Annotated in this window: 11 protein-coding genes; 7 read left to right on the forward strand and 4 right to left on the reverse strand. The window is 61.9% G+C overall.

Annotated features, from left to right (window positions below):
• Positions 1-88 precede the first annotated feature (88 nt).
• The gene (locus ACH2EI_RS16500) at positions 89-1,354 is read left to right on the forward strand and encodes an MFS transporter (protein WP_395153145.1); all 1,266 of its coding nucleotides are present in this window, start codon (positions 89-91) and stop codon (positions 1,352-1,354) included.
• 58 nt (positions 1,355-1,412) lie between these two features.
• On the opposite strand, the gene ACH2EI_RS16505 is transcribed toward ACH2EI_RS16500, so the two are convergent.
• Together ACH2EI_RS16505 and ACH2EI_RS16510 are read right to left on the reverse strand one after the other, a co-directional pair.
• Complete coding sequence (locus ACH2EI_RS16505) at positions 1,413-2,351, reverse strand: hypothetical protein (protein WP_395153146.1); 939 nt, start codon at positions 2,349-2,351, stop codon at positions 1,413-1,415.
• 147 nt (positions 2,352-2,498) lie between these two features.
• Complete coding sequence (locus ACH2EI_RS16510; protein WP_395153147.1) at positions 2,499-3,425, reverse strand: DUF6576 domain-containing protein; 927 nt, start codon at positions 3,423-3,425, stop codon at positions 2,499-2,501.
• A 52-nt stretch (positions 3,426-3,477) separates the two neighbouring features.
• Between ACH2EI_RS16510 and uvrC the strand changes: the two genes are divergently transcribed.
• On the forward strand, positions 3,478-5,400 hold the full coding sequence (uvrC, locus tag ACH2EI_RS16515; protein ID WP_395160815.1) for an excinuclease ABC subunit UvrC: 1,923 nt from the start codon (positions 3,478-3,480) through the stop codon (positions 5,398-5,400).
• Positions 5,401-5,531: 131 nt separating this feature from the next.
• Here the strand turns inward: uvrC and ACH2EI_RS16520 are convergent, their stop codons facing one another.
• Positions 5,532-6,434 carry an LLM class flavin-dependent oxidoreductase gene (locus tag ACH2EI_RS16520; protein ID WP_395153149.1) on the reverse strand — a complete coding sequence of 301 codons (903 nt, stop codon included), beginning with the start codon at positions 6,432-6,434 and terminating at the stop codon, positions 5,532-5,534.
• A 67-nt stretch (positions 6,435-6,501) separates the two neighbouring features.
• Between ACH2EI_RS16520 and ACH2EI_RS16525 the strand changes: the two genes are divergently transcribed.
• A complete protein-coding gene (locus ACH2EI_RS16525; RefSeq protein ID WP_395153150.1) occupies positions 6,502-7,248 on the forward strand; it encodes a class I SAM-dependent methyltransferase in 747 nt (248 codons plus the stop codon).
• A gap of 48 nt (positions 7,249-7,296) precedes the next feature.
• Here the strand turns inward: ACH2EI_RS16525 and ACH2EI_RS16530 are convergent, their stop codons facing one another.
• Positions 7,297-9,018, reverse strand: coding sequence for an amidohydrolase family protein (locus ACH2EI_RS16530; protein WP_395160817.1), 1,722 nt, complete (start codon positions 9,016-9,018; stop codon positions 7,297-7,299).
• A gap of 73 nt (positions 9,019-9,091) precedes the next feature.
• On the opposite strand from ACH2EI_RS16530, the gene rapZ reads away from it, so the two are divergent.
• The 4 genes from rapZ to tpiA all read left to right on the forward strand — a co-directional run bounded on the left by rapZ (position 9,092) and on the right by tpiA (position 13,154).
• The gene (gene rapZ / locus ACH2EI_RS16535) at positions 9,092-9,937 is read left to right on the forward strand and encodes an RNase adapter RapZ (RefSeq protein ID WP_395153152.1); all 846 of its coding nucleotides are present in this window, start codon (positions 9,092-9,094) and stop codon (positions 9,935-9,937) included.
• A 137-nt stretch (positions 9,938-10,074) separates the two neighbouring features.
• Positions 10,075-11,100, forward strand: a complete 1,026-nt coding sequence (gene gap / locus ACH2EI_RS16540; RefSeq protein ID WP_395153153.1) for a type I glyceraldehyde-3-phosphate dehydrogenase — start codon at positions 10,075-10,077, stop codon at positions 11,098-11,100.
• A 53-nt stretch (positions 11,101-11,153) separates the two neighbouring features.
• A complete protein-coding gene (locus tag ACH2EI_RS16545) occupies positions 11,154-12,317 on the forward strand; it encodes a phosphoglycerate kinase (protein ID WP_395153154.1) in 1,164 nt (387 codons plus the stop codon).
• 51 nt (positions 12,318-12,368) lie between these two features.
• Positions 12,369-13,154: a triose-phosphate isomerase gene (tpiA, locus tag ACH2EI_RS16550; protein ID WP_395153155.1), complete on the forward strand. Its 786-nt coding sequence runs from the start codon at positions 12,369-12,371 to the stop codon at positions 13,152-13,154.
• The last annotated feature ends 363 nt before the right edge of the window (positions 13,155-13,517 follow it).

The following is a 13,517-nucleotide window of genomic DNA, read 5'->3' on the forward strand; positions in this document are numbered from 1 at the left end:
TCGGTGCCCGTCAGAGATACGTGAAGATGATCGATGCCGTGGGTTTCTGATGGGGAGATCGCGGTGACGGGTGTGGGAGGCTTCGGCGGTGGCGGAGACGATTGAGCAGGCTGTGGTCGACCGGGCTGCGTTGCAACGGAGGACGCTGACGTCGTTGCGCATGGCACAGGTGCCGGGGCAGGCGGCCGTGGCGGGCATGGTTGCAGTAGTCACGCTGTTGGCGAGCGACATGTTGGGCTCCGATCGGCTCGCCGGCATCGGCAGCGCCTCGTTCACCCTGGGCGCGGCGCTCACAATGGTGCCGCTCGCGGCGTTCATGCGGCGTCGGGGTCGTCGGCCAGGAATGACCGCAGCCCTCCTGATCGGCGCAGCAGGTGGGGCGATTGCTGCCACCGGCGGCCAACTTCGGTTCTTCCCGCTGTTCGTCGTTGGCATGATCCTCTTTGGTGCTGGGCAGGCCTCGACGCTGCAGGGCCGCTACGTCGCTGCCGACCTCGCCGAGCCCGAGCATCAGGCAACGGCAATTGCCGCCATCGTCTGGATTGGTGCGCTTGGCGCGGTCTTCGGGCCGTTACTGACGCCGTTCGAGAAGGCGGCGGCGCGCAGCATCGGTCTCGACGAACTGATTGGTCCGTTTGTCTTCGCCACGTTCTTGTTCTTGATTGCCGCAGCGGTGGTGTGGACTCGACTTCGCCCTGACCCGTTGGCCGTGTCGGGAGGGATCGATCCGACCGCCGAGCGGACACGACCGATCAGACAGGTTCGCGCATCGATCGACGTGATCGCTCAATCATCTGGTGCTCGGCTCGGCTTCGCAGCGATGGCGATCTCGCAAGCAGTGATGGTCGGCGTGATGACGATGACACCTCCGCACATGAAAGACCACGACCACGCCAATCTGTCGGCCTTCGTGATCGCGGTCCACATCCTCGGCATGTACGGCCTGGCTCCGTTCGTCGGCCGTGCTGTAGAACGCGTCGGCCGTGTCCGCTCGATCCAGATTGGTGCCGTCGTGCTCGGCAGCGGGACGATGGCAACAGTGCTTGCCGGATACGTGCCTGCGCTGATGTTCATCGGCCTCTTTTTCTTGGGGTTAGGCTGGAATATCGGTCTGATCGCCGGATCGACACTGTTGACCACGTCGGTGCCCGCCAAGTCAAAGGTCGAGGTGCAAGGAACCTCAGACCTCACGATGAGCTTCTGTGGCGCGCTTGCCGCATTCAGCTCAGGCTTCATCAAGCAGTCGTTCGGGTTCCACCTGCTGGCCAACATCGCCGCGGTTCTGGCCGGCGGTCTGCTGATCTACGCATGGATGACTGCGGCCCGCGACCGCGCCACCTCCAGCCCTGCCTAACCACGCAGAGTCTCTGCCGAGGTGAGGAATGCGGATTTCGGCATCCGAGATGCTCATATCAACCGTCACACTGGCGGATTCGGGACCGGTACTCCCTCACGAGCGACTCGATGGTTGCGCTGAACTCGCGCTCGTACATCGCCTGCGTGACACGCCGCACGGTCCAACCGATGAGCGCCGCTGCCTCATCTCGAGCGGCATCTTTGGCCGCACCGACCGCTTCCTGATGGGTCGGGAACAGATCGACCTCGACTGCCCAACTGAGCAGCGGTACTGCCAGGTCGAATCGAGCCGAACCGTATGACGGCAGCTCGACTGGATGCTGACGAATGAGACCGCGGACGCCGTGCGCCCGAAGCGCGTTGCCGACCCGCACCTCCCCATCGGAGTCAGCAGGACCGCCGCTTACCCTTCGATCGAGCAGCTCGAGAAACCTTCGCGCGGACGGACGACGAAAGGTCTTTTCAATGGCGACTTCTCTGAGCGCGGCCACCGAGAGTCGACCGTCGCGCATCGCCTGTTCGATGACGGACAGCGCGTCCTCAGCATCCAGATGATCGACGAGGTCGAACGCAGTCCGCTGTCGTGTCGTCACTCGGATCCCGTCACTGCGGCGAATGATCTCGGTTACGTTGAGACTGTTGGTTCGGGACGCAATGATCGATGGATCCCGACTGACGCTGTTCGCACCGGTCGGCATCAGCACATGAATTCGCTGGTCGTGGGACACCTTTCGGAACCCCCAAATACGCCCGGCCGTTGGTCCTGCAATGACCACTGCCGGACGACCCAGGCAGAGTGCCGCGCAGCGGCTGAGTTCACTGACAGCCATGCTTGGGGAGCGATATACCGACTTGCCGTGTTTGAGGAGCCGGTTGCGACGAACGAGGTGCTGGAGTTGATTCGCCGAGAGCCCGGCCGCGCGCAACTGGTCGAGCGAGATGTTTCCGTGCTGGATCGCCATGAGGCGATGAGCTTCGAGCGGAACTTCGGCCACGTCGACCTCCGAGTTGCGGGTACCGGGAGGGAGTCGGCAGGTCAAGCGTACCGATCCGGTAGGCCGTACTCGTTGATGTGAGGAAACCGGACGCTGGGATCCGACAACCTCACCCGTCGACCGCCAAAGCGATCGGTGCAGTGTGCGTCAGCGGTTGCGGAGGCGCTTGCTCAGATCGTTGAGGCGCTTCTTCTCCGAGCTGCTCAGGGAGTCCATGCCGGATTCGCCGATCTTGTCGAGCAAGCCGTCGAGTTCGGCCTGGTCGGCGGCGGACGGCCCGACCGGAGGTGCAGTTGGTGCCGGGGCATTTCTCCAGGGGCCGTCGACGACCTTCATGCCGCCCGATGACTTCGAACGCTTGCGCTTTGGGCCACGCGACTTGGTGGTCCGTGTTGGCGACGATGATCCGGACCCGATGCCTGAGAGATCGATGTGCGGGATTGGCCAACCGGCGGCCATTCCGAGCGAACGGCCAGCGAACAGTGCAGCAGCGATCGAGACGAGCAGGAACAGTACGGCGCCGGTCGCCCGGTCGCCGCTGTACTGCAGGAGGCGCAGGCCGGTGAACACCCCGGCGAGTGCCCACAGTGGAACAACTTCGAACCACTTCACTCCGGGGTATGTGGCGGCGTAGACCCAGATGCCGCCAAGAAACATCGTGCTCAGGCCGAGGTCGGCGCTGGTGGCGTCGAACTGGTTGTTCAGTGCGCCGAGAAGGGTGAGAACGACGGCCGGGATGATGGCGACGCTGAGCACCCAGACGACGAACTTGTTGCGACCGAAGAGCGCTTCGATCTGCTGGCCAAACAGCCAGAAGAAGACCACCCCGAGCAGCCCGAAGAAGCTTGGCGGTTCGGCGATCGGCCACGTGACAACTCGCCAGAACTCGAGGCCACGAACCTCTGGCGCGTTGAAGATGAGCTTCTCGAACAGGCTGCGTCCGAGCCCGTAGATAAACATGCTGACGACCGCAAGTGCACACATGATGTCGGTGGTCGTGGCATCGTATTTGCCCGCCTTGAACCACCCGTCATTCGGGCGGCGGCGGAACATCGCTTGCAGATAGTCGGACATCCCTGACAACCGTACCCGCCGATCGGGACCCTGACCCGGCATGATGGATGTGATGATCAAGCGGCCGCCCGCTGGGACGATTCCCGAAGAACCTGGCTCGTACCAGTTCAAGGACAAGCACGGGCGCGTCATCTATGTCGGTAAGGCGTCGAATCTGCGCCAGCGGCTCAGTAACTACTTCGGCAGCCCGCGACATATGCATGCGCGCACGTCGCAGATGGTGCAGGTCGCTGAGTCGGTCGAGTGGACGATTGTCCGTAATGAGGTTGAGGCGCTGATGCTCGAGCACAGCCTCATCCAACAACACGACCCGCGATTCAACGTCCGACTTCGTGACGATAAGAGCTACCCGTTTCTTGCTGTGACGACGGGGGAGGAGTGGCCGCGGGCCCAGGTGATGCGTGGCCACAAGCGCAAGGGCACGCGCTACTTCGGTCCGTACGCACACGCGTACGCGATCCGTGACACGCTCGACCTGTTACTCCGGAGCTTTCCGGTTCGGACGTGTACGGATGGCAAGTTCAAGGAACACGAACGGCTCGGCCGGCCCTGTCTTCTTTTCCACATCGAGAAGTGCTCTGGTCCGTGCGTCGGCGAGATTGATGGGCAGGCGTACCAGCAACTGGTCACCGAGCTGTGTCAGTTCCTCGACGGTGACACGGACGAGATAGTCGATCGCCTCGAAGCCGATATGAAGTCGGCTGCGACATCGCTCGAGTTCGAGCAGGCTGCGCGTCTGCGTGACCGGCTTGAAGCCGTGAACAGAGCTATTGCAAAGCAGCAAATGGTCGCGAGTAAAGACGAAGACGTCGATGTCATTGGCATCGCTGAAGACGAACTCGAAGCGTCGGTGCAGATGTTCTACGTCCGCAAGGGACGGGTTGTCGGGCGAAAGGGGTTTGTGCTCGACAAGGTCGAAGATCTCACCCCTGGCGGTCTCATTAATCGAATCCTCGAAAGTTTTTACGGTGAGGAGCCTGCGCTCGGTGTGCCGAAGCAGGTGCTCGTGCCGTACGAGGCCGACGATCGCGAGGTGTACGAAGAGTGGCTTGAGCTGGCCCGTGGTTCGAAGGTCCAGATCAGAGTTCCGCAACGCGGCGACAAGCGGGCATTGCTCGAAACGGTCGAACGGAATGCGAAGGAACAGTTCACCCGCCATCGGATGAAACGGGCGAGCGATCACAACACCCGTAGCCGGGCGCTCACTGAACTGCAAGAAGCGCTCAATCTTCCAGAGGCGCCTCTTCGCATCGAGTGTTACGACATGGCGCACATCCAGGGTACGAATTATGTCGGCTCGATGGTCGTCATGGAAGACGGCTTGCCGAACAAGCGTGAGTACCGCCGATTCAAGGTGAACGAGGTTGGCTCCGAAGTCGGCGGGCAAAGCGATGACTATGCGGCGATGGCCGAAGTGGTGCGGCGGCGGTTGCAGGCGTACATCAACGAGCGAGATCGGCCCGTCAGCGAACGCACCGGACCCGACGGCGACGGCATTGAGGGCCCGAAGAGTGGTGCACGCAAGCCTGGCAAGTTCGCCTACCCGCCACAGTTGTTGCTGGTCGATGGCGGCAAGGGCCAGGTCAGCGCCACGTACAAGGTGGTGAAGGAACTGGGGCTTGCCGATGAGATCCCGGTTGCAGGTTTGGCGAAGCGGTTTGAAGAGATCTATGTCCCCGGCCGATCTACTCCAATCGAAGTACCACGGGGGAGCGAAGCGCTGTTCATGCTGCAACGCATCCGTGACGAGGCCCACCGATTCGCCAACTCGTTCCACCGTGAGCGTCGGAGTGCGGCAATGACTGTCAGCGTCCTTGACGACATTCCGGGCATGGGCGAGGTTCGCAAGAAGAGGCTGCTCAAAGAGATGGGGGGCATCACCAAGGTGAAGCGGGCCTCACTCGACAGCCTGAAGGAACACAGCTTTCTCCCCGATGCGGTCGCAAAAGCCATCTACGCCAAATTCCACCCCTGATTCGGGCCAGCTTCGCCGATCCCAGCGTCACCCCTCACCGCTCGTTGCCGGAGGGCAACTCGGGTTCATGCTTTCTTGGCCTCGACGAACCGTGATCCCGAATCACGAATGAAATATGCATCGGCAGGGGTTTAGGACACGTTGGGGATGATGTATTCGCGGAAGCGTGCGTAGGCGTCCATCCGGGCTTCAGCTGTGGCCCCGAGTGTGAAGTCTGGAACGATGACTTCGTCGAAGCCGATTGCGGCGTACTGTCCGAGCGCGTCGATGATTTGGTCGTTGGAGCCAACGATCGATCGGTCAGCCATGGGGCTCGCTGCGATCTTGTCGACGTCGCCGTCGAGGAAGAACATGGCCTGAACCGATGTGTGCTTGCTGTCGACATTGACGTCAACCGATTCGCACGCAGCGACGAACGCTGCGTGGCAGTCAGCGGCGAGCGGCGGTGCACCCCAGGTGTTCCAGTCGGTGGCGTGGCGGGCTGCAATTTTTAACATGCGTGGGCTGCCGGTGCCGACGGTGATGGGGAGCGGCGACTGGACCGGCTTTGGGTCGCACGGTGCGTCGGTGAAGTCGTAGAACTCGCCGTGAAAATCGGTGCGGTCGTTGACGAGCAATGACTCGACGATCTGAATCGACTCTTCGAAACGGCTGACGCGTTTGCCTGGAGCTTCGAGTTCGATGCCGTATGCCTGGTGCTCGTTGATTTGCCAACCGGCACCGAGGCCGAGGACGAAGCGGCCGTTCGAAAGCTGATCGAGTGTCGCGGCGCGGTTCGCCAGGAGCGCCGGATGGTGCACCGACGTCGGTGACACCAGGGGGCCGAGGCGGATGCGTTCGGTCACGGCCGCGATCGCCGGGAGGATGGTCCAGCACTCGTGGACCGGCCCGGGCTTGAACGACTCATCGCCGGTGTTCTCCATGTAGTGATCGGCGTACCAGAAGCAGTACCAGCCGTCGGTGTCGCCCATCCGAGCAAGGTCGAGCACTTCTTGAGCGGGGCGAGCGGGGCTGGGCCAAATGGAGAACTTCATCCCTCGCAACCTACTGATGTGGCCGTTTCCGGCCCGAGGGGAAGTGCACACACGTACGCTGCGGCACGTGGCCGACACGAGTAATCAACTGTGGGAAGAGCATGCCGACTGGTGGATCGAAGGCTTCACCGACGGCGCCGACCCAGAGTACGAAGAGCAGATCCTGCCGCTCGCAGCGCACGAAATCGCAGGTGCTCGACGAGTACTCGACATCGGGTGTGGCGACGGCCAGGTCAGTCGTCTTGCGGCGGCAAACGGGGTCGAGGACGACATCACCGTGATCGGTATCGACCCGACATGGAACTGCCTCGCGGTCGCATCTGGACGAGGCGGCGGCCCTGCCTACGGTCGCGCAGCCGCAGCCGCGCTGCCTTTCGCCGACGAGTCGTTCGACACCGCTGTTGCATGCCTCGTGTTCGAACACATCGACGACGTCGACGACGCGATTGCTGAGGTTGCCCGAGTCCTTGAACTCGGCGGTCGATTCTGCTTCTTCCTCAACCATCCAATCCTGCAGACACCGGACGCGGGGTGGATCAACGACCATACGGTCGACCCGCCCGAGCAGTATTGGCGGATGGGTCCATATCTCGTCGAGTCCGCCACGATCGAGCAGGTGCAGAAAGACGTGTTCATCCGCTTCATCCACCGCCCGCTGTCTCGCTACGTCAACGCGCTCGCCGAGCACGGCTTGGTTATCGAGCGCATGTTAGAGCCATCTCCGCCGCCCGGGTTTCTTGAGATCTCCGAGCAGTACGAAGCAGCATCAGCATTCCCCCGACTGCTTTATTTGCGCCTTCGCAAAATCAGCTAGTGCCGTGACTGGGTAGCGGTCACACTGTGCCTGGCACAGTGTGACCGGTCACGCGAGGTGCTGGGGTCCGCGGACAAGGCGGCCGGGGAGCGCGCCCGTGAACTTGTCGTGCTCGACGGTGACCTGGCCGCGCGCAATCGTGTAGCTGTAGCCGATGCCGTGCTGGACGAACCGGGGAGCGTCGGTCGGGAGATCCCACGTCATGCGCGGCGCGTCGACGTTGAGGTTCTCAAAGTCGATCACGTTGACGTCGGCGCGATAGCCAGTTGCAAGCACGCCTCGGTCGTACATGCCGTAGAACTCGGCAGTTTGCTGAGTCTGACGGTGGATTACGTAAGGAAGTTCCATGCGTTCTCCGCGGCTCCGGTCGCGTGCCCAGAACGACAGCATGAACGTCGGCATCGAACCGTCGCAGATGGCGCCGCAGTGAGCCCCGCCGTCGGCCAAACCCATGCGTGTCAGCGGGTGAAGATGCATCTCACGCAGCGGGTCGAGGGTCTCCTCGCCATAGTTCATCAGCGGGAAGTAGAGGAGGCCGTTGCCGCCATCTGTACAGAGGTGGTCGTAGGCGAGCGATGCTGCCGACAAGCCGTCACGCTCGGCGCGTGCCGCAAGCGAGTCGGCGGGGTCAGGCTCGTAATCGGAGTCGCCGACGAAGGCCCACATTTTGTCCCAGCTGCCGAGGACGAACTGCAGGAACTCCGATGCGTCGGGGTGCTGCTCGGCAAGGATCGCTGCTTTCACCGCGGGTTTGAGGAGCTCGGCGAGTCGTGGAGCGCGATCGAGGTCGGCGAGGGCCTCGAAGCTTGGCCGCCCGATGAACGGGTTGAGCGTGCCATCCCAGCACTGCAGAATGCCCACAGGGCGACCAGCGACCTGGCCGTGCACGGCCAGGCCGTCCTCGTGCGCTTTTTCGCAGAGCCCGAGGACGTCCTTCCAAAGGTCCGGGTGTCGATCATTGATGTTGAAGTTGAAGACGACGGGATGCTGCGTGATGCTGGCAACCTCACGGAGCCAACCGAACGACTCGGGAACCTCGGGGTGGTGGAGCGCACACTCGAAGACACCGTGACCTGCAGCGGCCATCCCTTTGGCGATGCCAATGAGCTCGGACGAGTCAGCCGAGGTGCCTGGCACGAGGTCGCCGTCGACCGATTTGTGGAGGGGAGTGCGTGACGTGGAGAACCCGAGTGCCCCGGCGCGCAATGCCTCTTCGGTGAGCGCGGCCATCTGCCCGATTTCTTCGGGCGTGGCCTCGATGCCGTCGGCCGAACGGTCGCCCATGACGTAGGCGCGCAGGGCACCGTGTGGCATTTGCGCGCCGATGTCGGCGATGAACTCGCGGCGGTCGAGTGCATCGAGGTACTCGGGGAATGTCTCCCACTCCCACGCGATCCCGTCGGTCAGCGCGGCACCTGGGATGTCTTCGACGCCTTCTATCAGCCGAATCAGCCACTCCCGGCTGTGTGCGTGTGCTGGTGCGAAACCGACGCCGCAGTTGCCCATCACGACGGTGGTGACACCGTGCCAGCCGGCAGGGGTGAGGTATGGGTCCCATGTGGCCTGCGCGTCGTAGTGCGTGTGCATGTCGACCCAGCCGGGCGTGACGATCTGCCCGTCGGCGTCGATCTCTCGACGGCCGCCAGCAGTCACTGTGCCGGGTGGCCCGACGGCGACGATCGTGTCGCCGTCGATAGCGAGCTCACCGAGATATGGCGCGGTGTTGGTCCCGTCGATGATCGTGCCGTTGCGAATCACGATGTCATGCATGCTCACATCATGGCGCATGTCGGCCAGCCGAACCCTGGCGGCGGCAGCTTGTTGGGGCCTGTAGATTGGCGCAATGGCCGAAATCGTCCTCATCTCCGGATTATCGGGAGCGGGGCGCTCGGGGGCGGCCAATGTGCTCGAGGATCTCGGTTGGTTCGTCATCGACAACCTGCCGACTGCGCTCGTCAGTACCTTTGTCGAACTTGCTGCGAAGCCGGGAAGCGAGATCGCGAAGCTGGCCCTCGTCGGCGGTCGCGATCACGCCAACGTGCTGAGCAAGGTCGCAGAACTTCGCGCCGACGGACACAACGTCCGAGTGCTGTTCCTCGACACAGCAACCGCACAGCTCGTCAAGCGATATGACGCGACGCGCCGCCGTCATCCGCTGGCAGATCAGGCTGACGGCTTGGTCGAATCGATCGAGCTGGAACGGAAGCAGTTGGACAAGGTTCGTGGCAGCGCCGACCTCATCATTGACACCACCGACCTGAACGTGCATCAGCTCAAGGACCGGATTCTTCAGGCGTTTGACCATGGTACCGAATCTCGGTTGCAGGTGGCAGTCGAGAGCTTCGGGTTCAAGCACGGTCTGCCGCTCGACGCCGACATGGTGCTTGACGTGCGCTTCCTGCCGAACCCTCACTGGGATGAAGGGCTGCGGCCGCTGACCGGGCACGATCCGGCTGTGAGCGACTACGTGCTCGAGACATCGTCCGGTAGCGACTTCGTCGATCGTATCCACGATCTGCTGTCGAGCCTGCTGCCGCAGTACGAGTCCGAAGGCCGCAGCTATCTGACTGTCGCGATCGGCTGCACCGGTGGGCGACACCGCTCGGTCGCCGTCGCTGAAGAACTCGCAGGTCGGCTCCGGTCGGACGGCGTCGCGGTGCGCGCAGCACACCGCGATCTGGCGCGCTGAATCGCTCGTTTTCGATCAACGACACCGAAGCCTGAACGGCTCTGCCCGCGCCCGCTACAGTCGGCTATGCGCACTCGGTGCGTCGAACGCTCCGCTCGGGAGCCTTCACCTTCCACCACGATCAAGGGATTCATCACATGACAGTTCGCGTCGGCATTAATGGCTTCGGACGTATTGGCCGTAACTTCTTCCGCGCGGCAAAAGCGCAGGGTGCCGACATCGACTTTGTCGCAGTGAACGATCTCGGGTCGCTCGAACAAATGGCTCACCTCCTCAAGTACGACTCGGTGCTCGGTCGCTTCCCCGAACAGGTGACCGTCGTCAAGGGTGGCCTCCAGGTCGGCGATGACACCCTCAAGGTGCTCAGCGAGCGCAACCCGGCCGATCTGCCATGGGGTGAACTCGGTGTCGATGTCGTCATCGAGTCGACCGGCTTCTTTAACTCGCGTGGAGCTGCTGGCGCCCACCTCGACGCCGGCGCACCGCTTGTCATTGTCTCGGCGCCCTGCTCTGAAGCCGACGCCACGTTCGTCTACGGCGTCAACCACAAAGACTTCCGGGTCAGCCAGCACAAAGTGATCTCGAATGCCAGCTGCACGACCAACTGCATTGTCCCGCTCGTCAAGGTGCTCGACGACAACTTCGGTGTCGTCGAAGGCCTCATGACCACGATCCACGCATATACCGGCGACCAGGCTCTGGTCGATGGTCCGCACACGGATCTCCGTCGCGCCCGCGCAGCAGCACTTAACATCATCCCGACGACGACCGGCGCCGCACGTGCGACCGCCCTCGTGATGGAGTCGATGAAGGGCAAGCTCGATGGTGGCTCACTTCGCGTGCCTCTGCCGACTGGCTCACTGACCGACTTCACTGCCAACCTGAAGAAGAAGGCAACGGTCGAAGAGATCAACGCTGCCTTCAAGAAGGCTGCCAAGTCGGGTCCACTCAAAGACGTCCTCAGCTACACCGAAGACCCGATCGTGTCGAGCGACATCGTTACCGACCCATCGAGCTGTACTTTCGACGCCGGTATGACGCAGGCGCTCGGCAAGATGGTCAAGGTCAACGGCTGGTACGACAACGAATGGGGCTACTCAAACCGCCTCGTCGACATGGCCCTCTTCACGGGTTCCAAAGTTGCCAAAACGGCCAAGCGCTGAGAATGCTCCGGTTTCAGTTGGGGTCAGACCCCAACTGAAACGCTTGCATCATCATGAGTGACATTCCACGCCTCGAAGACCTTGAACTCCGCCTCGGTGGCCTGTCGGGTAAACGCATCCTTGTCCGCACCGACTTCAACGTTCCCCTCAACTATGGCGATGACGGGGCAGTGTCGATCACCGACGACTTCCGGATCAGAGCAGCACTGCCGACCATCGAATGGTTGACCGAACGCGGCGCAAACGTCGTGTGTGCGAGCCACCTTGGCCGTCCCTTCGCTGATGGACGGAGCGAACCAAATCCGAAGTACTCGATGGACCCCGTCCGTGCTCGGCTCGCCGAACTCGCACCCGATGTCGAACTGCTAGAGAACCTTCGGTTCGATGTAGGCGAGACCGGAAACAGCGATGAGTTCGTCGCACAACTGATCGCGGGAACCGATGGGAAGAGTATCGATGGCTACGTGAACGATGCGTTCGGCGCGTCGCACCGTTCGCACGCCTCGATCGTGGGCCCGCCGCAACACGTGCCCGCAGCAATGGGTCGCCTTCTCGAGAAGGAGGTGAAAGTGTTGCTCGGTTTGCGCAACAAGCCGAAGCACCCGTTCGTTGCTGTGCTTGGTGGAGCGAAGGTCTCCGACAAGCTTGGTGTGATTGGTGCGCTGCTCGAAATCGTCGACGAGATCATCATCGGCGGAGCGATGTGCTTCACCTTCTTCGCAGCGCAGGGCAAGCCTGTTGGCGCTTCGCTGCACGAGCCCGACCAGATCGACGTGTGCAAGGCGCTCCTCGCAACGGCGGCCGAGTTGGGCAAGACCATTCACTTGCCTGACGACATCACCGGTGTCGATGCGCAGGGCAACTTTGCTCAGTTCGGCAGTCGCCTCGGCGAAGGCTCGATCGGCTACGACATCGGGCCTGGCTCTGCTGCAGCATTCACCGACGTGATCATGGACGCCCGTATGGTGTTTTGGAACGGCCCGATGGGCATGTTCGAAGACGAGCGATTCGAATCGGGCACCCGCACGGTTGCACAGGCGATGGCCGACACGAAAGCGTTCACCGTTGTTGGTGGCGGTGATTCGGCTGCGGCGCTCGCAAAGTTCCGTCTCGACGACGAGGTCGACCACGTCTCCACCGGGGGAGGAGCCAGCCTCGAACTCCTTGAGAACGGTGATCTCCCAGGCCTTGAAGCACTCCGCAACTCACAGAACTGACATTTCAGTTGGGGTCTGACCCCAACTGAAACCCACGACGAAAGACGAATTATGGCAAATCGCAAGCCCTTGATCTCCGGTAACTGGAAGATGAACCTCAATCATTTCGAGGCGATCCAGACCGTCCAGAAACTGCACTATCTGTTGCCGAAGGAAATTTTCGAGCAGGTCGACGTGTCGATCCATGTTCCGTTTACCGACATCCGCAGTGTGCAGACGTTGATCGACAGCGAAGAACTCGACTTGATTCTCGGCGCGCAGCATTGCCACTGGGAAGACAGCGGAGCGTTCACCGGCGAGGTGTCGCCAGCATTCCTCAAGAAACTCAACGTGACATACATCGTTGTCGGACACAGCGAGCGGCGCGAGATCTTCGGCGAGACCGACGAGATGGTCAACAAGAAGGTTGCCGCGATTCAGCAACACAACATGGTTCCGATCGTGTGCTGTGGCGAGACCCTCGAAGAGCGTGAGTTGGGCGAGACCGAGTCGAAGGTGCTCGGCCAGATCGAAGCCGCACTGGCTGGTCGCAGCAACGAACAGATCGCAGCTCTGGTGGTCGCGTACGAGCCGATTTGGGCGATTGGTACCGGCAAGACCGCGACCGCTGAAGATGCACAATCGGTCTGCCACGCCATCCGCCAAAAGCTGCGCGACATGACCGACGACGCGACGGCCGACGCCGTTCGCATCCAGTACGGCGGGTCGGTCAAGGCGGCCAACGCTGCAGAACTCATGGGTCAGGCCGACATTGATGGCGCACTCGTCGGTGGTGCGAGCCTCGATCCCGACGAATTCGCGCGCCTTGTTCAGTTCAGCGCCCCTGATTCGGTCTGATAATACATGGCAATGAGACGCCATGTTCGTGTTGACTGATTGACGTTTCACGGAGCGGACATCTTTATTTCTCACGCTGGATGGCGATCGATGTTATTGTCGCTCTCGCTGAGGTCACCGGGGAGGAGACCTCAGCCACAGAGACGGTCGAACGCTGCGACTTACACGTTGCAGGCGGTTCCTGCATCTGCCAACTACCTCCCCTTCTGTATTCCATATCCAGGAGGACAAATACGTGAACACCACCCGACGGAGCAACAAGCTCCTCGCCCTGACAGCAGCTTCGGCTCTCGTCTTCGCCGCTTGCGGCAGTGACGACGCCGACACCAACTCTGGCGAGGCAACCACCGAAACTGACGCACC

It is taken from the genome of Ilumatobacter sp. (assembly GCF_041688325.1).
Lineage (GTDB): Bacteria > Actinomycetota > Acidimicrobiia > Acidimicrobiales > Ilumatobacteraceae > Ilumatobacter_A.